The sequence below is a fragment of the Streptosporangium sp. DT93 genome (assembly GCF_049844535.1).
In the GTDB taxonomy this organism is placed as follows: Bacteria; Actinomycetota; Actinomycetes; order Streptosporangiales; family Streptosporangiaceae; genus Streptosporangium.
Genome location: NZ_JBNCLF010000009.1, coordinates 316198 through 334411, shown reverse-complemented (window position 1 = coordinate 334411; position 18214 = coordinate 316198). Strand labels below are relative to the sequence as shown.

The following is an 18214-nucleotide window of genomic DNA, read 5'->3' as shown; positions in this document are numbered from 1 at the left end:
TCGTGGTCCAGCGCCTGCGGCGTGGCTGCCGCCGCCACCGGGCTCCGCACGTGGCAGCCGGCGCGGCGCCCGCGGGTCGTCGAGCTCGACGCCCGGGTCCGGTGGACGCGGCTTGAGGTGCTGGAGACGACCGGCGGCAGCCCCTTCCACACCGAGGGCACCGTCCGCTTCCGCGCCCACCACGTCGAGCGCGGCCGGGCGGGACACCTGGAGGAGCACAGCCGCTTCGCCCGGCACGCGGGCGCCTGGGTGTACGTTGGGGCGATCTAGGAAACGCGTCCCACGGCGCCGGACCACCCTGATCACCGGAGGGGCGCCCGCCGCCGGCCGAACGCCTACCTGTAGACGCCGAACTCCCAGAGCGAGTAGCCGTACGCCGTGCCGCGCCGGGTGAGGTTCACCCGCACGTACCGCGCCGACGCGGTGAGGCCGATCCCGTCGAACCCGCCGTCACCGCTCGTGGTCGAGTAGGCGCTCGACCAGGTGGAACCGTCGTCGGAGGTCTCGATCCGGTACGCCCTGCCGTAGGCGCCCTCCCAGCCGAGCTGGACGTACCGGATCGGGACGGTCACCCCCAGGTCCACCTGGATCCACTGCGCGTCGGCCCACTCGCCGGCCCAGCGGGAGGTGAAGCCACCGTCGGTGGCCCGGCCGGGGGTGAACGGTCCGCCGTCGCCGCCCGTCTGGGAGGTGGAGGCGGTGGTCGGCCTGCCGATCGCCACGTTGGTGCCCGCGACCGCCGGAGGGACCACGCGGAACGAGCGCTGCTCGATGCCGGCGTTGCCGTGCCCGTCGAAGGCGTACACGTACACCTTCCACACGCCCATCTGCTCCGGCGCGGTCGCCGAGGTCAACCCCGCCACCGTCGTGATCGTCAACTCCGGCGGCCCGGTGGACCTGCCCTGGCGCGAGGAGGTACCGGCCGTGCTGCTGAGCTGGTTCCCCGGGCAGGAGGCCGGGCACGGCCTCGCCGACGTCCTGTTCGGCCGCGCCGAACCCGGGGGCCGGCTGCCCACCACCCGGGCCGACCGGGCGCTGGTCTCCACACTGCCCCGCGACGGGACGCTTCCCTACACCGAGGGCCTGGACATCGGCCATCGCGCCTGGCTGAGACGACCCGCGCCTCCGGCGCCTTCACGGTCCTCGCTGGCCGTTCGGCCGCCGACCTGCCGCTGAGCGACGCGACACGGCTCGGACCGGTGGACCGGCCGGTGGACCCCCGGGCGCCGGAGACGGCGACGGCGACGGCGACGGTGAGTTCCCTGACCCCGACGGCGGTACCGGTGAAATCCGGGCCACCGGAGACGGCGGCGGTGAACGCCCGGGCGTCCGAGGTGGTGCCGATGGGCTTCCGGACGCCGACGGTGGCGGCGGAGGGTGAGGTGGTGCCTGTGACGGGGGAGCCCGCCTGACGGCCGTTCCGGCCAGGACGGCTCTATCGGTCGGCGAGCGGGAGACCGGCCTGGATCCGTCGGCCGGTCTCGACGCGGCCCGGCGCGGGATCGGGCGCCGCGGAGCGGGAGACGACCGTGAAGGACGCGTCCAGGTTGGTGAGTTTGAGGAGCTTGAGGACCACGGGCGGGGCTCCGGCCAGGAGCAGGGGCGTGCCGCGTTCCCTCGCGTGCCGTCTGATCGCGATCAGCGCGCTCAGGCCGCAGGCGTCGATGAAGGTGACCCCCGACAGGTCGACGACGACCGTGCCGGGGCAGGCGTCGATGACGTCGTGCGCGAAGGCGGACAGGCACGGTCGTGTGGCGAGGTCGAGCTCACCGGTCACCGTGATGACCACGAAGTCACTCGCGTGTTCGCTCGTGAGTTGAAGTGCGTTCATCGCCCACTTCCCTGCAGGCTCACGTGAATGTACGTATCCGGCCAGGGGGTGTCGCGAATGCCCGGCCTCAGTCCGCCGTCCCGGGCCGCGTCATGCGGGCGCGGTGCGGAACGGACGACCTGAAGCCACGATACTCCCTAACGGTGCGAATCATCGCTTTCCGTGATCGTATAGCTTCGAAGCGAAGTGTAGATGCCAACCCGCACATGTGCCAGCTATTCCAGGAAAGAGCCTGCCGGTCGCGCCGAACGACCCCTCTGACCTGCTCTTTCATTCCTTTTTAGCACCTGTTCGGCCCGGGGTGGCCCCGGCCTGAACGCCGGGGCGGGAAGGGCCGCACCGGCCGCGCACCGGCCGCGTGGCGGGCGAGGGTCAGTTCGGGGAGTGGCTCGGGGTCATGGTGTCCAGGGCCTCGCGGAGGTCGCCGCGTACCTCGAAGTGACGGTCGAGATTGGTGATCGTCAGCAGATGGGTGATCATGCCGGGGCTCACCACCAGGATGAGGCGGCCGCCCGCCTCCTTGGTCCGGGTGAGCGCGCCCACCAGGACGCCGAGCCCGACCGAATCGCAGAACGGCACACCGGTCATGTCCAGCACCAGGCTCGGGGTGCCCGAGGACTCCAGGGCGCGGTCGATCTCCGCGCGCAGCCGGGGAGCGACGGACATGTCGAGCTCGCCCGTCGCCCGTACCACCACGCAGGGACCGCTGTTGTGCGTCTGAACGTCGAATGTCGAGATCACGATCATCACCTCCGTGCGGTTTTACCTGCCCGGACAGAACCTTGTTATGCGCATGGCTCACTTTTTGCAGATGTTGTCCGTTGCCGTTCTCGCCAGCGGCGTCGCCGAGGGGGACGGCGTGGCGGGCGCGGGCGCCTCCTTCACCGTGACCTTCCTCGCGACCGGGTGCCTGCGGCCGGCGACGACCTCGATGGCGTCGCCGAGGCTCGCCAGCGGCCGGAGCTCGGCCCCGGAGAGCGCGGCGGCGACGGTGCGGGCCGAGTCCTCCCGGCCGGGACCGTAGCGGACGACGGTCTTCTCGAAGTCCTTCTGCGCGGTGTTGCCCGCGATCTCCGGGACCAGGAAGCCGGCCTTCTGCAGCTCGCCCCTGGTCCGGGCCCCCAGGCCGGTGATCGTGGTGCCGTTGAGCACCCTGACGGTGATCCGCGAGGGCGGCACGGTGAGCGCCGGCGCGGAGGGGGATGCGGCCGGGGTGGGCTTCGCGGTCTTGACGGCGGGGGCGGGCCTGACGAGCGCCTCGTCGGCGGCGATCCGGCGGAACAGCTCCCTGGCCCCCTCCTTGTCCCAGAGCACCGCCGACTCGCCGGTCGGCGTCTTGTAGTCCACGTCCGTGAGGGGGACCGTGGCGAAGGCCACGTCGTCGGTGGAGACGTCCTTGAGCTGGTTGGCCAGGCCGAGCAGGTCGCCGCGGAGCGCGTCGTCCACCCGGACCGTCTTCAGGGAGGTGTCGACGAAGGAGGCCAGCCTGAGGGGGTTGGTGAGCGTGTCACCGCTGAGGGCCTGGCTCAGCAGGGCGGACATCACCTGCTGCTGGCGGTCGATGCGGTCCAGGTCGGAGCGGGCGGTGGCCCGGGTCCTGGCGTAGGCGAGGGCCTGGACGCCGTCGAAGGAGTAGGTGCCCGGCTTGAGGTAGAGCGCGGTCTTCGGGTCGTTGATCGGGACCGGCGTGCAGACCGAGATGCCGCCGAGCGCGTCGACCACGTCGATGAAGCCGAGCACGTTGACCTCGACGTAGTGGTGCAGGGTCAGGCCCGTGGCGGTCTGCACCGCGCGCGTCGCGAGCTTGGGGCCGCCGAGCTGGTACGCGGCGTTGATCTTGTGCTGGCCCTGGCCGGGGATCGTCGTCCAGGTGTCGCGCGGGAGGCTGACCACGGTGACCTTGCGGTGGTCCTCGGACAGGTGGACGACCATCATGGTGTCGGTGCGCTCACCGCTCTCGCGGCCCAGCTTGAGCCGGTTCTGCTGCTTTCGGGTGAGGTCGTCACGCCTGTCGACGCCGACCACCAGGATGTTCATCGCGCCGGTGCTCTCGCGCGTCCCCGGCACCCCCGCGTCGACCGGCCTGATCTTCGCCGTCGCGTAGTTCGTCAGCCCCCAGGTCACCCCGGAGCTGCCCAGGACCAGGCAGGAGAGCATCCCGGCGATCACCAGGCCGCGCCCGCGGGAGCGGGCACCCCTCGCCGACCTGCGGTCACGCCGCGGGCTCACCCTGACACTGCCGTAGGCGTCACCGCCCACGTGCACACCCGAATCCTCCTCCGGGTCGCGCATGCGTGGCCCCCTAGGCTCCTGCTGGGTCGATGAGGTACCGGTTCGTACAGTAGCGTGAGCGACGCCATGAAGCAGTTCCCCGACTCGCCCATGCCGGCGTCGTCTTCAGAGACACGTGTCTGGCCTCCGATCTCCATCGTCATCCCGGTGCTGAACGAGGAGCGCCATCTACGGGAGGCGGTGCGCCAGGTCCTGTCGCAGCGGTACGCCGGACCCATCGAGGTCGTCCTCGCGATCGGCCCCTCACGCGACCGCACCCAGGAGGTGGCCGACGAGATCGCCGCCGACGACCCCCGTGTGGTGGTGGTACCCAACCCGACCGGACGTACCCCCAACGCGCTCAACGCCGCCATCGCCGCCTCCGGCAACGAGATCATCGCCCGGGTGGACGGCCACGCCATGCTGCCCGACGACTACCTCCAGGTCGCCGTGGAGACGCTGGAGGAGACCGGCGCCGACAACGTGGGCGGCGTCATGGCGGCGGAGGGCGTCACGCCGTTCGAGCAGGCCGTGGCCCGCGCGATGACCTCCAAGATCGGTGTCGGCGGCGCGCGGTTCCACACCGGGGGCACGGCGGGCCCGGCCGACACGGTCTACCTCGGGGTGTTCCGCCGCTCCGCGCTGGAGCGGGTCGGCGGCTACGACGAGCACTTCCAGCGCGCCCAGGACTGGGAGATGAACCACCGCATCCGCGAGAGCGGCGGCCTGGTCTGGTTCCAGCCGCGGATGCGCGTCTCCTACCGGCCCAGGCCCGACCTGGGCGCCCTGGCCAGGCAGTACTTCCACTACGGGCGCTGGCGCAGGGTGGTCGCCCGCACCCACGAGGGCACGATCAACCTGCGCTACCTGGCGCCGCCGCTGGCCGTGCTGGCGATCCTGGCGGGCCTGGTCGTCTCCCCGTTCCTCTGGCCCGGCCTGCTGATCCCCGGCGGGTACCTGGCGGCGATCCTGGTGGGCTCGGCCGTGACCGGCAGCGGCCTGCCCGCCGCCGCGCTCGCCCGGCTGCCGCTGGTGTACGTCACCATGCACATGTCGTGGGGCTGGGGGTTCCTGACCAGCCCGAGAAGGCTCGGGAAACCGGACCGCGCGGGCGGCTGACCCCGCCCCCGCGCGGCCTTCTCGCCGCGCGGCCCCCCGCTCCGGGGGCCCTCCGCTTCGGGCGGTCTCAGTCGCCGACGGCGGCGGCCCGGAGCAGGGTCTCGGCGATGAGCAGGTCGACCGGGTGGGTCACCTTCATGTTCCGCTCGCTGCCCGGCACGACGTGGATCGGCACCTCGGGCAGGTAGCGCAGCAGCACGCCGCAGTCGTCGGTGGCCGGCCGGTCGCCGAAGCCGGGGTCGGCGAACGCGCGCTCGTACGCCTCGCGGATCACCGAGAGGCGGAAGCACTGCGGGGTCTGCACGCGGCGCAGGGTGGAACGGTCGGGAACGTCGAGCACGACCTCCCCGTCCGGCCCGGACGCGGTCACCACGATCGTGTCGGAGCTGGGGATCGCGACCTCGACGGCCGAGCGGGTCCTCAGGGCCTCGACGCAGTCGACGATGATCCGGGGTTCGGTGAGGGGGCGTACGGCGTCGTGCAGCAGGACGTCGCACTCGCGCCCGCCGAGGGCCCGCAGCGCCCGCCAGGTGGTCTCCGGGCGGGTCTCGCCGCCCTCCAGCACGGCGGTCACCTTGGTGAATCCGCCGCGCTCGACGATCCGCTCCACCTCCGCGGTGAAGCCGGCCGCCATCAGCACCAGGATCTCGTCGATCTCCGGTACGCCCTGGAACAGGGCGAGCGTGTGCTCCAGGATCGTCCTGCCCGCCACCTCCAGGAGCTGCTTGGGGGTGGCGAGGCCGACGCGCCGGCCGACACCTCCCGCCAGGACCACCGCGACGGTCGGGAGACGGGGTGCACGTTCGGCCACGTTCGGATTCCTTTGACAGTTCGGATATGGCGAGCGTAACGGGTGCGTACCCGATCGTCCGGCGCGCTCCCGTGCTATCCCGTCAAGATCTAGCTACGCTGAGTGCGCACTCCCCGATTCGTACGGTGATCCCGTCGGATACGAAGGAGCCCGTATGCCCGACCCTCACGCCACCGCCCCGTCCGGCACGTCCGGCACGTCCGGCATGCCCGGGGCGGTCGCGGTCGTGCTCGCCACCACCGAGGCGTCCGGTCTGCGCCACGCGGACGGGACGCTGCTCGACCGGCTCACCGGGCAGCTCGCCGGCCTGCCGGTGCGGGACGTGCACGTGGTGGCCCGTACCGGCGACATCATCCACGCGCCCGGCGGCACCTACATGATCGGGACCGAGGGGTCCCGGGGGCTCGCCGACGACCTGCGCAGGGTCGCCAAGGCGGCCGGTTCGTCCACCGGCCCGGTGCTGGTGGTCGCCGGTGACCTGGTCGCGCACACCGAGGCACTGGCCCTGCTGGTCGAGCACCCCTCCCACGGCACCGCCGCCCTGGTGGGCGACATCAGCGACACCAGCGACATCAGCGACATCAGCGACATCAGCGACACCGGCGACACCGGCGACACCGGCGACACCGGCGACACCGGCGACGCGGGCGACACCGGTGACGCGGGCGGCATCGGTGACACCGGCGACGGAGACGGCGCGGGCGGCGCGATCGGTGTGGACGGCGCGATCGGCGTGGGTGGCGGGCCGGGCCCGTGGCGCCCGCCGGTCAGGACCGAGGGCGGGGCGGTGGTGGCCGCGGGAACCTCCTTCCACCGGGTCGGCGCGGCCAACGGCACCTTCCGGGGCGCGCTCCAGATCGGCGTCGCCGACCTCGCGATCCTCGCCGAGAGCGCCGAGACGCTCGCCGAGCTGGCCGAGACCGGCCGCCTCGGCCCGATGGACGGCGCCGAGGCGCCCGCCCTGCTCCTGAGCGGCCTGACCCGCTCGGGCGTCCGGGTGCGCGCGGCCAGGCTCGGCCGCCTGCGCGCCGACCGGGTGGCCGGGCAGGCGGACGCCGACGCGGCCGTGCGGCGGATGGAGGAGGTCGACGAGGCCAAGGCCAGGCTGGACGACGCGGTCAAGGGCAACGACGGCTTCTTCACCACCTACGCGGTGAGCTCCTGGTCCAGGCACCTGGTGAGGTTCGCGGCCGAGCTCCGGCTGACGCCCAACGCGGTCACCGGCATGTCCGTCGGCCTGGCCGTGCTCGCCGCGATCTGGTTCTCCAGCGGCACCCGGCCCGGCATGATCGCCGGCGCGGTGCTGCTCTACCTGTCGTTCGTGCTCGACTGCGTGGACGGCCAGCTCGCCCGCTACACCCGCGCCTTCTCGCCGGTCGGGGCGTGGCTGGACGCCACCTCCGACCGTGCCAAGGAGTACCTCGTCTACGTGGGCCTCGCCTTCGGGTACACGGCGGGACAGGACGTCACCGGCGGCGGCCCCGACGGCATCTGGGCGCTGGCGGTGGCCGCGCTGATCATGCAACTGCTCCGCCACATGATCGACTTCTCGTACGCGGGGGCGCGTGCCGACGCCGCCCGGATGCGGGGTGCCCTGTACGGGGCCGGTCCGGGAATCCCGCTCTCGCGGGCGGCGGACGTGCGGGGCACGGACCCCGAGGACGTGGCGTGGGAAACCGGCCGGGGAGCCGCGGTCTCGCGGGCCGCCCTGGCCGACCCCGCCGATCCCGTCGACCCCGCGCGTCCGGAGGGCCTGTACGGGTGGCCGGTGCCGGTGCCGCTCCTGGAGCCGAAGTGGCGGACCGCGTTCACGAGCACCGAGGCGGAGCGGGTGCCGGCCTCGCGCGACCTCGCGGACGGCCCCGAGGGCGCCAGGGACGATCGGGTGGACGTCTGGAGCCTGCTGGAGGGACCGGCGGGCGCCAGGGGGGTCACGCAGGAGCGGGTGAGCGCCGGTGACGCCGGAGCCGGCCCGCCCGGGGCCCCGGTCACGGAAGCGGCCGGGGGCACCGGAGGGGACACGTCCGGGAGCACCCGAGGGGACACGGCAGGGAGCACCCGAGGGGACACGGCAGGGAGCACCGGCACCGGGGGTCACGGCTATCCGCGGGTCGCGACCGACGTGCCGGAGGGCAACGCGATCGTGCGGCTCTCCGAGACCCTGGAGAGGACCTCCCCCACCCGCTGGCTCAAGAAGATCGTCGTCCTGCCCATCGGGGAACGGATGGCGCTGATCGCGGTGACCGCGGCGTTCTTCAACGCCAGGGTGACCTTCCTCGCCCTGCTGACCTGGGGCGGGGTCGCCATGATCTACATTCTCGCCGGCCGGATGGGCAGGTCGCTGAACCGATGACGGGCGACGGGGGGCTCCTCGCGGAGCGGACAGGGAGACGGGTGTGATCGCGATGTCCGTGCACATGACACCGGTGCCGCGCAGTGCCGTGGTCGCGTACCGCGACGACGGGGTGCTGTCGCGGGGCATGGGCGCGCTGGTGGCCGGGCAGCTCCCGCCGCTGCCGCCGGCGATCGTCGGGATGTTCGTGACCGGGGTCCTGCTGCTGGTCGGCGTGGCCGGCACCGACGGCCCGGCGGTGTTCGCCCCCGCGGTCGTGCTGCTGCTGACCGGCCCGGGCAGCTCCCACCCGCACGACGGCAGGCTCGACTGGCTGGTGCCGCCGATCCTGCGTCTCACCGAGTACGGCTTCGTGGCGTCGGTGGGCTTCGCGCACGACGTGCCGCCGGTGCTGGTCTTCGCGCTGCTCGGCGCGATGGCCTTCCACCACTACGACCTGGTCTACCGGCTGCGGCAGCGGGTCTACCCGCCCTCCTGGCTGGCCTCGGCCGGTCTGGGCTGGGACGGCCGGATGCTGCTGGTCGCGCTCGGCGGCCTCGCCGGTCAGGTCACCGCCGCCTTCGCGCTGCTCTCGCTCTACCTGTGGTGTCTCTTCGCCTGGGAAAGCGTCACCTGCTGGCTGGCCGTCCCCCGCCTCGGGGTGGACGCGGCCGACCTCGGCGCGCACGACTGAGGGCTCCCGCGTGTACGACCCGAGGGCCTTGGCGCGCACGGTCGAGGGCTCCAGAACGCACGACCCGAGGACCTTGGCGCGCTCGGTCAGGAGTTCCCGCGCACACGACCCGAGAGCCCCGGCGCGCACGGTCGAGGGCTCCCGCGCACACGATCGGAAACATTCGGCGAACCCCGGATTACACGATCACGCCCCGGAGGCAACTAATCTTTGGGGCCTAGGAGTGCCCGCCGGGAGGCGCTCACCCGAATGAGGAGTGCACGTTGCTGGGAATGGTGCTGGCCGCCGGGGCCGGACGACGCCTGCGGCCGTACACGGACACGCTGCCCAAGGCTCTCGTGCCGGTCGACGGCGACACCACGATCATGGACATCTCGCTGCGCAACCTCGCGGCGGCCGATCTCCGTGACGTCGTGGTCATCGTCGGCTACCAGGCGCAGGCCGTACACGAGCGCAAGGCCGATCTGGAACGGCGGCACGGCGTGAAGCTCACCCTCGTGCACAACGACAAGGCCGAGGAGTGGAACAACGCCTACTCGCTCTGGTGCGCGCGCGAGTACTTCGACCAGGGGGTGCTCCTGGTCAACGGCGACACGGTGCACCCGGTCTCGGTGGAGGAGACGCTGCTGTCGGCGCCCGCGACCAGCGACATCCTGCTCGCGGTGGACGACGTCAAGAAGCTCGCCGACGAGGAGATGAAGGTGACCCTCGACGAGGACCGTCACCTGCGGCGCATCACCAAGCTGATGGACCCGGCCGAGGCCGCCGGTGAGTACATCGGCGCCACGCTGATCCGTTCCGGCATCGGCGAGCGCCTCGCCGACGCGCTGAGGGCGACCTTCGAGCGCGACCCGCAGCTCTACTACGAGGACGGCTACCAGGAGCTCGTCGCCCGCGGCGAGAAGATCGCGATCGCCCCCATCGGTGACGTCCCGTGGGTCGAGGTCGACAACCACGACGACCTCGCCAAGGCGCGGGAGATCGCGTGCCGATACTAGCCAGGATGTTGCCGGCCCCCCTGTCCATGGAGGTCCGGCGCGGCGCGATCGCCCAGCTCGGCTCGTTGCTGGCCGACAGCCGGGTGGCGACCTCCGGGCGGGTGGCGGTGGCGGTGGGCGCGGGCCAGGGCGACAGGATCGCCTCGGTGATCGCCCCCTCGCTCGGCGAGGCCCGCGTCTTCCGGGTCCCCGACGGCTCGGTGGACGCGGCCGTCTCGCTCGGCGCGGACCTGCGCAAGGGCGCCTACGAGGCGGTCGTGGGCATCGGCGGCGGCAAGACCATCGACGTGACCAAGTACGCCGCGTCGCTGGCCGGGATCCCGATGGTCGCCGTGGCCACCAACCTGTCGCACGACGGGATCTGCTCGCCGGTGGCCTCGCTCTCCCACGACGGCGGCAAGGGTTCGTTCGGCGTTCCCATGCCGCTGGCCGTCATGGTCGACCTCGACTTCGTGCACGACGCGCCCGCCTCGCTGGTCCGCTCCGGCGTCGGCGACGTGGTCAGCAACCTGTCGGCGATCGAGGACTGGCATCTCGGCGCGAACGAGCGCGGCGAGCCGGTCGACGGGCTGGCCTGCGCGATGGCCCGTACGGCGTCGGAGGCGCTGATCGGCCGCGGTGACTCGATCGAGTCGGACGCGTTCCTCACCGTGCTGGCCGAGGCGCTCATCCTGTCGGGCATGTCGATGGTGGTCGCCGGGTCCTCCCGTCCCACCAGCGGCGGAGATCATGAGATCCTGCATGCCGTGGATCAGCTCTTTCCCGGCACCTCCAATCACGGCGAGCTCGCCGGGATAGGTGCCGCGTTCTGTTTCTTCCTCCGCGAGGACTCGCGCAGGCTCACCCAGGTCGTCGACTGCCTGCGCGGGCACGAGCTGCCGGTCACCCCCGCCGACGTGGGGTTGTCTCCGTCGCAGTTCACCGAGGCGGTCGTGCTGGCGCCGTCCACCCGGCCGGGCCGTTACACGATCCTTGAGCACCTGCGCCTGTCGGAACCGGAGATTCGCGAGCGGGTGGAGGATTATGTCCGGGCCGTCGGTCGCTGAGCTCCGTGCGGTGGCCCAGCCGCAGTCGACCATGGGCCGCAACAGCGGCGAGCACTGGGCCGGCTCGCTCTACATGCGCAAACTGTCGATCTACGTCACCTGGTTCCTCGCCAAGACGCCGATCACGCCCAACCAGACCACCTGGCTGATGATCCTCACCGGGATCCTCGCCGGGGTGGTGCTCGCGCTGCCCGGCCTGTGGGCGGCCGTGCTGGCGGCCGTGCTGGTCCAGCTCTACCTGCTGCTGGACTGCTCCGACGGGGAGCTGGCCCGCTGGACGAGGCGTACCTCGATCACCGGCGTCTACCTCGACCGGGTCGGCCACTACTTCGCCGAGGCCGCCCTGCTCATCGGGCTGGGGTTCCGGGCCTCGCAGGTGCTGCCCGACTGGTACACGGTGGCGGGCTTCGCCGCCGCGCTCGGCGCCATCCTGATCAAGGCGGAGACCGACCTGGTCGACGTGGCCCGTGCCCGGTCGGGGCTGGTCGCGGCCACCGAGTCCTCGGCCGAGCAGTTCGGCTCGCGCGGCCTGGGCATGGCGCGCAAGGCCGCCGCGGCGCTGCGGTTCCACCGCATCGTGCAGGCGGTCGAGCTCTCCCTGCTCGTCGTGGTCGCGGCGATCTGGGACGCGATCGACGGAGGGCTGGCGGCGACGAGGGTGCTGGTGGTGGCCTGCGTGATCGTCGCGGTGCTGCAGATGGTGCTGCACCTGATCAGCATTCTCGCCTCCAGGCGCCTGTCGTGAGGAACCGGATGGCGTCCGGGCGCGTCGTAGGAGCGGGCACCTCGTTGTTTGGTGGGTGTTCGTCGGCGGTTCCGATACGCTTGTTCCCCGGTAAACGCAGAACCCCAGGCCCGGCCAGATTTGCCCGATCCAGCAGACTCGGTGATCATGAAAGTATGCTCCGTACGTGCTCTCGACGCGTCAAGGCGATGACCCGTTGAAGATCTCGTGCGTCATTCTCACCATGGGCAACCGGGTCCCCGAGCTGGACCGGGCGGTGGAGTCCGCGCTGAACCAGGCCGACGGCGACGTCGAGGTGGTGATCGTCGGCAACGGCGCGGACGTCCCCGAGCTCTCGGTCTCCGTGCCGGCCGGGTCGTCGGCGTCGATCAGGAGCGTGCGGCTGAGCCACAACGCGGGCATCCCCGCGGGCCGCAACCGTGGCGTCGAGGAGTGCTCGGGCGACGTCGTCCTCTTCCTCGACGACGACGGCTGGTACGCCGACCCCGGCCTGGTGGCCCACCTGCGGGAGCGCTTCTCCACCGAGCACGACCTGGCGGTCGTCTCCTTCCGGGTGAAGGACCCCGACGGCGGCATCGGCCAGCGCCGCCACGTCCCCCGGCTGCGCGCGGGCGACCCGGAGCGCTCCTCCCCGGTGACCACCTTCCTGGGGGGCGCGTGCGCCATCCGCCGTTCGGCGTTCCTCCAGGTCGGAGGGCTGCCCGAGCGGTTCTTCTACGCGCACGAGGAGACCGACCTGGCCTGGCGGCTCCTCGGTGAGGGCTACCGCATCGAGTACGACGCCAAGACCGTCATGTACCACCCGCAGGTCCCCCCCACCCGGCACACCGACTTCTACCGGCTCAACGCCCGCAACCGGGTCTGGCTGGCCCGGCGCAACCTGCCCTGGATCCTCGCGGGGCTCTACCTGCTCAACTGGATCATCCTGACGCTGGTCCGCGAGCGTTCGCGCCCCGCCCTGCGCGCCTGGTTCACCGGCTTCGTCGAGGGGGTGCGCGAGCCCGCCGGGGAGCGCCGCCCGATGGGCTGGAACACCGCCTGGCGGATGCTCCGCCTCGGCCGTCCCCCGATCGTCTGACGCGCCCGTACCGTGGACGTGTACACCCTGGGTGAGGCCTTCGGCGTCGTCACCAGCGGCCGGATCCGCCACGAGCACGAGGCCAGGCTCGACGTCACCGGCGCGGAGTTCACCGTCGCGGTCGGGTTGTCCCGGCTCGGGCACCAGGTCGGCTGGCTGGGCAAGGTCGGCGACGACGAGCTGGGGGCGCGGATCCTCATGGCGCTGCGCGGCGAGGGCGTGGACGTCTCCGACGCCCGGGTGGACGAGGCGGCGGCGACCGGCCTGCTGCTGCGGGAGTCCAGGCTCGGCCAGCCCCCGTGGGTCAGCTACTACCGCACCGCCGTCAGGCTCGCCCAGGGCAATGTGCCGATCGACCGCATCGCGGCCTCCCGCGTCCTGCACGTCAGCGGGATCACCGCCGCGCTGAGCGCCCGCGACGCCATGAACGCCGCGATACGGGCGGCGCGGACCGCCGGGGTCGCCGTCTCGGTGTCGGTCGACTACCACGACCAGCTCTGGCCGGACCTGCGCGAGGCCGAGGAGATCCTCAGTGTGCTGGCCTGCTCGGCCGACGTGCTCTTCGTCCGGCAGAGCGAGCTCGACCTGGTCAAGCCCGCCCTCTCGGGCGACCGCGAGGTCATCGTGATCCGCGGCAGCCGGGGCGCGAGCGTCCGGGTGGACGGTGTCCGCCACGACGCGCCGGGCCTGTCCACGCCCGTGGTCGACCGCAACGGGTCGGGGGACGCCTTCGTGGCCGGGTACCTCAGCGCGCTGCTGGAGGGGCTCCACCCCGCCGACCGGCTGCGCCGGGGCTTCCTGCTCGGGGCCTTCGCCTCGTCGGGCCCCAGCGACTGGCAGGGCCTTCCCACCAGGACCGAACTTCCCCTGCTGGAACTCGACACCTGACCTCGCCCGCCGGGGGCTCGTCCCGCCGGCGGGCGGTCAGGGTTCCTTGGCCTCGTCGAAGGTCATCGACAGGTGGGAGACCGTGGTCGTCATCAGGGCGCGCCTGGGCAGGCCGAGCTCGCTCAGCTCCTTGGCGATCGCGTGGTTGCCCAGCCGGATCAGCGCGCCGCCCGGACGGGCCCGCACGCCCCGGGGGGACATCGACCACGGGACGCGCCGGGTGACGCCGTCCAGGTGGCTGTAGGCGTCCAGGGCGGTCATCATCCCGGGGCCCGGGATCGGGACGCCGGGTTTGATCAGCAGGTCCAGCACCATGCGCCCGTCCTTGCGCAGGATGCACCGCTTGTAGGGGGTGGACAGGCGCAGGTCGATGTCGGCGAGCTCCTTGGGGAAGCCCCAGATCGAGCGGCCCGCCTCCATGGTGAAGCCCTGGTCGACCGGGAGCCAGTGGATGAACGCCCCCGCGCCCGCCGTGCGGAGCTCGGACAGGCCGGCGCGCAGGCCGCCGCCGGGAGCGTGATCGGCCCCGGGGGGCCGTACCAGGAAGGCGATGCCGAACTCGTGGTACGGGTCGAGGTCACCGTCGACGTAGTCGGCGAACATCAGCGTGCACAGCGCCTTGCGCGGCAGCACCTCGGCGATCTCCAGGCGCGAGTAGGCGATCACGGCTCGCGCGGCGTCCGCCCGGACCAGGTAGGAGGCGGCGCAGACCGAGACGTCGCGGATGCGCACCGGCATGGCGATCTCGCGCCCCTGGATCAGATGACGTGCCATGCCTCCAGTACACCAATCTCCAGCCTCGACGTCACTGTTTTTCCTGCCCATTCCTCCAGCATTCCTATGTATTGACCGGCTCGGTCCGGCCAGTTGTGGTGCGCCAGTGCCTCGGCGTGACCGCGTACCCCCATTTCCGTGGTCCCCGCCGGGTCGTCCCGCAGGGCCAGCACCGCGGCCACCGCGGCCCCGGCGTCCCCGAAGGGGACCACGACCCCGCATCCGGTACGCCCGACCAGCGCGGAGGTGGCGGGCAGGGGAGTGGTGATCACCGGGATCCCGCGCGACATGTAGTCGACGACCTTGGACGGCAGCGGGGGGCGGCCCGGCGTGTCACGCGGGAGCGAGAGGCCGGCGATCGCGCCCTCGGCCATCCGTAGCGCATGCCGGTTGGGCACGTGGCCGTACCAGTCGAGCAGGCCCTGCCGCTGAGCGTCCCGCAGCAGCGGCCTGACCCGGGCGTCGGCCGAGCCGATCAGGTCGAGCCTGATCCCGTGCGTGAGCAGCCCGCGGGCCGTGGCGACCAGCTCGTTCACGCCGCCGCGCTCGGACAGGTGGCCGATGTGGACCACCCGGCTCCGGCCGGGCGGCACGGGCGGGCCGGCCGGCACGTAGGCGGCGTCGGGCACCACCGGGTGGGAGCGGTCGAACCGCTCCCGCAGGGACTCCTCGGACAGGACGAGGCGCAGGTCGCGATCGGCACGGGCCTCGGCGCGGCGTACCAGCGCGGACAGGACCCGGCGCGGGTGCCAGGCCGCGCCGTCGCCGTCCCCCGTCGCGGCGGCGCGCACGTCCCAGACCGTGACGGGACGGCGTCCGGGCAGCCGGAACAGCAGCTCCACGTCGTGCACGATCAGCAGGTCGGCGCCCTCCAGGCCGCGCCTGAGCGCGCCCCGGGCGGCCTTGAGCGAGCGCCCGCGGTGGTTGCCGATCGCCCGCGGCACGTCGATCGCGCGGATCGCCGGGTCCGGGGTGACGTTGCAGTCGGTGAAGGGGGCGACATAGGTGATCTCGTGGCCGGCGTCCAGAAGCGCCCGGATCTGCCGGTGCATGATCCGGGCGTCTTCCGGGTGACGAACGATCGTGGCGACACATACCCGCATACGCCGATGGTGGGTGGTTGTTCCGTCCGCACCGGAGGGGTTGGGTTAACTACCGGGGAACCGCCGCCGAACTCTCCTGTCCGCCGGGGCCGGTCGGCCTGTCCGGGCCCGTGCTCCCGGCGGGCCTTTCCGGCCCGGCAGGCCCGGTGGTCCCGGCGGTCTCGGCGGGCGCCCGGGCGGGCGCCGGGGACGGCCTGCGGTAGAGCCAGACCAGGCGGGGTTCGAGCATCCACTTGAAGAGCCTGCGGGTCTCGGGCAGGCAGAGCACGATGGCCAGGGCCAGCGAGCTCGACGCGATCGCCGCCACGCCCAGCGGGCCGTACAGCCAGGGGAAGCTCAGCCAGCCCTGGTCCTTGGCGATCACCACGACGACGCCGTGCAGCAGGTAGGCGTACAGGGTGCGGGTGCCGAGGTCGGAGAACCAGGTCTCGCGCCTGGGCACCAGCGCGAGCACCGCGAACGTCATGACCAGCGCCGCGACCAGCACGGCGGCGCGCACCCCGAACCCCAGCCACCAGGACATGTCCATGGCCTTGAAGCTGTAGCGGAAGTAGACCGGGTCGAGCGGCACACGGGGCGCGGCGACGATCGCCACCCCGGCGGCGGCGACCAGGACGACCGCCGAGGTGATCCTGACCCACAGGGGCTTGAGCAGGTCGAAGTGCTCGGGCTTGAGCAGCAGGCCGAGGACGTAGAACGGCAGCAGGCCGAAGAAGCGGTCGATGCTGAAGTCCCCGGAGATCTCCGAGAAGCCCGCGGCCATGTAGATGACCACGGCGACCAGCAGCGGCTGCCGCATCCGCGTCCAGATGGGCGTGGAGATCCGCCAGAGGACCAGGGCGAGCAGGTACCAGTTCAGCCACGCCGGGTCGATGATCGTGAGCGTCCACTTCTGGCCGAGCGAGAAGCGCAGCAGCGCGTAACCGATCTCCACCACCACGTACGGGATCAGCAGGGTGTCGACCAGTTTGTTGATCTTCGCGTTGGAGTTCCAGAAGTTGCGTCCCAGGTAGCCGCTGATCAGCACGAACGCGGGCATGTGGAACATGTAGATGAACAGGTACGCGGCCTCCGCCGAGTGCGCCTTCAGGGTGGGCACCAGGGAGTGGCCCGTCACGACCAGGGCGATCAGGACGAACTTCACGTTGTCGAGGTAGGGCTCGCGCTTCTTCCTGGCCGGAGGGGCGGGCTCCTCCTCGGTGACCTGCTCGCGCTCGCGCTCGGCCCGCCGCTCCTGCTCGGCCGCGGGACCCTGGCTCCAGAACGAGGGCTCGCCCTGGCCCGCGGAGTTCTCCCAGTAGGAGAAGGGACGCTCCCCGGGAGCCGCGGGCCGCCGGGGGGGCGGGGCGATCTGCGGGGACGCGCCCTGCGGGGACGTGTTCTGCGGGGACGGTGGGCCCTGCGGCGCGGCCCCGGGCACGGCGTACGGGTGCGCACCCGTCTGCGGCTGGTGGGCGGGCGGCGGGGGAGCGGGGGGTGCTCCCCGGTCCGGCCGGGGGGCGGGAACCCGGGGGGCGGCGTACGGGTCGGAGCCGTGCGAGGCCGGGGTGCGCGGGGCGGGGGCGTACGGGTCGGCGCTGGGTGAGGCCGGGGTGCGCGGGTCGGCGTACGGGTCGGGGGTGGGTGAGGCGGGGCTGCGGTGCGGGTCGGGACCGTGTGAGGCGGCGGTGGGTGAGGCGGGGCCTTCCTGGCCCCAGCCGAGGCTCTCCTGCCCCCACGACTGGTCGTCGCGTGCCCAGAACGAGCTCTCCTGGGACCAGGCGGGGTCGTCACGACCCCAGGAGGACTGGGGCACCGGTTCGGGCTCCAGCGGCCTGGAGAGGTCGAGCGGGTCGCGGGAGTCGTACGGCTCGACGGAGTGGGTGTCCCGGTACACCGGATAGGCCCCCCACTCGGTGACCTCGCCGGGGCTCATGTCGGGCACGTCGCGCACGTCGTCGTGGGTGCCGGGGCGGGTGGCGTCGCGCCCGGCGAGAGGGTCGCCGCCCGGGCCGCCGTGCCGGGACGACCGGCCGAAGGTGGTCGCGCCCTGGCCGGGCGGCTCCGGCCACGAGGGCCGACGGGACCCGTGGGAGCCGGGGACGCCGTGGGAGCCGGGAGCGCCGGGGGTGCCGTGGGATCCGGGGGTGCCGGGAGGACCGGGGGTGCCGTGGGATCCGGCGGAGGCGTCGTGAGGACCGTGGGTGCCGTGGGTGCCGTGGGTGCCGTGGGATCCGGGGGTGCCGGGAGCACCGTGGGTGCCGTGGGATCCGGGGGTGCTGTGGGCGCCGGGCTTCTGCCCTTCCTGGCCGGGGAGGTGGGGCTCACCGGGCTCCGCCCACGGGGGCCGGGACGTCCCGAATCCCATGGGCGGGGTCCGGGCCGCGTCGGGCTCCGGGACGGACCTCCGGCCATGCCCACCGGTGGGCAGGCCGGGACCGGCGCCGGAGTCGCCGTCGTCCTGCGGGGCCGGCACCTGGAAGGATCGGATGTCGCTCACGGGGGGAGGGCTCAGCTATCTCTCGGAGACCGGGGGAGTTGGTCG

18 protein-coding genes are annotated in these 18214 nt (G+C 72.6%); 10 read left to right on the top strand and 8 right to left on the bottom strand.

The window, feature by feature from the left end; translation table 11 throughout:
* Nucleotides 1–270, top strand: a 270-nt coding sequence (locus ACLQ2R_RS21585) for a YchJ family metal-binding protein (protein ID WP_425961990.1), incomplete at its 5' end; no start/stop codon positions are given.
* Between the two features lie 65 nt (nucleotides 271–335).
* Here ACLQ2R_RS21585 and ACLQ2R_RS21580 read toward each other — a convergent pair.
* Entirely contained in the window at nucleotides 336–863 is a 528-nt protein-coding gene (locus tag ACLQ2R_RS21580) for a discoidin domain-containing protein (protein WP_425961989.1), read from the bottom strand.
* 4 nt (nucleotides 864–867) lie between these two features.
* On the opposite strand from ACLQ2R_RS21580, the gene ACLQ2R_RS21575 reads away from it, so the two are divergent.
* The gene (locus ACLQ2R_RS21575; protein WP_425961987.1) at nucleotides 868–1176 is read left to right on the top strand and encodes a glycoside hydrolase family 3 protein; all 309 of its coding nucleotides are present in this window, start codon (nucleotides 868–870) and stop codon (nucleotides 1174–1176) included.
* Nucleotides 1177–1435: 259 nt separating this feature from the next.
* Here the strand turns inward: ACLQ2R_RS21575 and ACLQ2R_RS21570 are convergent, their stop codons facing one another.
* The 3 genes from ACLQ2R_RS21570 to ACLQ2R_RS21560 all read right to left on the bottom strand — a co-directional run bounded on the left by ACLQ2R_RS21570 (nucleotide 1436) and on the right by ACLQ2R_RS21560 (nucleotide 4123).
* Nucleotides 1436–1831: an STAS domain-containing protein gene (locus ACLQ2R_RS21570; protein ID WP_425961985.1), complete on the bottom strand. Its 396-nt coding sequence runs from the start codon at nucleotides 1829–1831 to the stop codon at nucleotides 1436–1438.
* 372 nt (nucleotides 1832–2203) lie between these two features.
* Nucleotides 2204–2572, bottom strand: coding sequence for an STAS domain-containing protein (locus ACLQ2R_RS21565; protein WP_425961983.1), 369 nt, complete (start codon nucleotides 2570–2572; stop codon nucleotides 2204–2206).
* A 57-nt stretch (nucleotides 2573–2629) separates the two neighbouring features.
* A complete protein-coding gene (locus tag ACLQ2R_RS21560) occupies nucleotides 2630–4123 on the bottom strand; it encodes an LCP family protein (RefSeq protein WP_425961981.1) in 1494 nt (497 codons plus the stop codon).
* A 66-nt stretch (nucleotides 4124–4189) separates the two neighbouring features.
* Between ACLQ2R_RS21560 and ACLQ2R_RS21555 the strand changes: the two genes are divergently transcribed.
* The gene (locus tag ACLQ2R_RS21555; RefSeq protein WP_425962015.1) at nucleotides 4190–5221 is read left to right on the top strand and encodes a glycosyltransferase family 2 protein; all 1032 of its coding nucleotides are present in this window, start codon (nucleotides 4190–4192) and stop codon (nucleotides 5219–5221) included.
* A gap of 67 nt (nucleotides 5222–5288) precedes the next feature.
* Here ACLQ2R_RS21555 and ACLQ2R_RS21550 read toward each other — a convergent pair whose 3' ends face one another.
* Complete coding sequence (locus ACLQ2R_RS21550) at nucleotides 5289–6032, bottom strand: IspD/TarI family cytidylyltransferase (protein WP_425961979.1); 744 nt, start codon at nucleotides 6030–6032, stop codon at nucleotides 5289–5291.
* Nucleotides 6033–6186: 154 nt separating this feature from the next.
* Between ACLQ2R_RS21550 and ACLQ2R_RS21545 the strand changes: the two genes are divergently transcribed.
* The 7 genes from ACLQ2R_RS21545 to ACLQ2R_RS21515 all read left to right on the top strand — a co-directional run bounded on the left by ACLQ2R_RS21545 (nucleotide 6187) and on the right by ACLQ2R_RS21515 (nucleotide 13813).
* Nucleotides 6187–8385, top strand: a complete 2199-nt coding sequence (locus tag ACLQ2R_RS21545) for a CDP-alcohol phosphatidyltransferase family protein (RefSeq protein ID WP_425961977.1) — start codon at nucleotides 6187–6189, stop codon at nucleotides 8383–8385.
* A gap of 52 nt (nucleotides 8386–8437) precedes the next feature.
* A complete protein-coding gene (locus tag ACLQ2R_RS21540; protein WP_425962013.1) occupies nucleotides 8438–9058 on the top strand; it encodes a DUF5941 domain-containing protein in 621 nt (206 codons plus the stop codon).
* A 263-nt stretch (nucleotides 9059–9321) separates the two neighbouring features.
* Nucleotides 9322–10056, top strand: coding sequence for a sugar phosphate nucleotidyltransferase (locus ACLQ2R_RS21535; protein WP_425961976.1), 735 nt, complete (start codon nucleotides 9322–9324; stop codon nucleotides 10054–10056).
* Nucleotides 10057–10061: 5 nt separating this feature from the next.
* Entirely contained in the window at nucleotides 10062–11102 is a 1041-nt protein-coding gene (locus ACLQ2R_RS21530; protein ID WP_425961975.1) for an iron-containing alcohol dehydrogenase family protein, read from the top strand.
* A complete protein-coding gene (locus ACLQ2R_RS21525; RefSeq protein WP_425961974.1) occupies nucleotides 11080–11847 on the top strand; it encodes a CDP-alcohol phosphatidyltransferase family protein in 768 nt (255 codons plus the stop codon). Before ACLQ2R_RS21530 ends, ACLQ2R_RS21525 begins: the two co-directional genes overlap by 23 nt.
* Before the next feature lie 196 nt (nucleotides 11848–12043).
* Nucleotides 12044–12925, top strand: coding sequence for a glycosyltransferase family 2 protein (locus ACLQ2R_RS21520; RefSeq protein WP_425962012.1), 882 nt, complete (start codon nucleotides 12044–12046; stop codon nucleotides 12923–12925).
* Between the two features lie 18 nt (nucleotides 12926–12943).
* Entirely contained in the window at nucleotides 12944–13813 is an 870-nt protein-coding gene (locus ACLQ2R_RS21515; RefSeq protein WP_425961972.1) for a sugar kinase, read from the top strand.
* A 36-nt stretch (nucleotides 13814–13849) separates the two neighbouring features.
* On the opposite strand, the gene ACLQ2R_RS21510 is transcribed toward ACLQ2R_RS21515, so the two are convergent.
* Genes ACLQ2R_RS21510 through ACLQ2R_RS21500 form a run of 3 tightly spaced genes read right to left on the bottom strand, consistent with a single transcriptional unit; the run spans nucleotide 13850 to nucleotide 18169 of the window.
* Nucleotides 13850–14587 carry an acetoacetate decarboxylase family protein gene (locus tag ACLQ2R_RS21510; RefSeq protein WP_425961970.1) on the bottom strand — a complete coding sequence of 246 codons (738 nt, stop codon included), beginning with the start codon at nucleotides 14585–14587 and terminating at the stop codon, nucleotides 13850–13852.
* Nucleotides 14572–15690 (bottom strand): glycosyltransferase, encoded by a 1119-nt coding sequence (locus tag ACLQ2R_RS21505; RefSeq protein WP_425961968.1) that lies wholly within the window; start codon nucleotides 15688–15690, stop codon nucleotides 14572–14574. The genes ACLQ2R_RS21510 and ACLQ2R_RS21505 overlap by 16 nt, the downstream gene beginning before the upstream one ends.
* A gap of 49 nt (nucleotides 15691–15739) precedes the next feature.
* Nucleotides 15740–18169, bottom strand: coding sequence for an acyltransferase family protein (locus ACLQ2R_RS21500; protein WP_425961966.1), 2430 nt, complete (start codon nucleotides 18167–18169; stop codon nucleotides 15740–15742).
* Nucleotides 18170–18214 lie beyond the last annotated feature (45 nt).

Coding starts and splice junctions, on each gene's coding strand:
- ACLQ2R_RS21570 (WP_425961985.1), bottom strand. CDS start 1,831: ATGAACGCACTTCAACTCACGAGCGAACACGCGAGTGACTTCGTGGTC.
- ACLQ2R_RS21560 (WP_425961981.1), bottom strand. CDS start 4,123: ATGCGCGACCCGGAGGAGGATTCGGGTGTGCACGTGGGCGGTGACGCC.
- ACLQ2R_RS21555 (WP_425962015.1), top strand. CDS start 4,190: ATGAAGCAGTTCCCCGACTCGCCCATGCCGGCGTCGTCTTCAGAGACA.
- ACLQ2R_RS21545 (WP_425961977.1), top strand. CDS start 6,187: ATGCCCGACCCTCACGCCACCGCCCCGTCCGGCACGTCCGGCACGTCC.
- ACLQ2R_RS21540 (WP_425962013.1), top strand. CDS start 8,438: ATGTCCGTGCACATGACACCGGTGCCGCGCAGTGCCGTGGTCGCGTAC.
- ACLQ2R_RS21530 (WP_425961975.1), top strand. CDS start 10,062: ATGTTGCCGGCCCCCCTGTCCATGGAGGTCCGGCGCGGCGCGATCGCC.
- ACLQ2R_RS21525 (WP_425961974.1), top strand. CDS start 11,080: ATGTCCGGGCCGTCGGTCGCTGAGCTCCGTGCGGTGGCCCAGCCGCAG.
- ACLQ2R_RS21510 (WP_425961970.1), bottom strand. CDS start 14,587: ATGGCACGTCATCTGATCCAGGGGCGCGAGATCGCCATGCCGGTGCGC.
- ACLQ2R_RS21505 (WP_425961968.1), bottom strand. CDS start 15,690: ATGCGGGTATGTGTCGCCACGATCGTTCGTCACCCGGAAGACGCCCGG.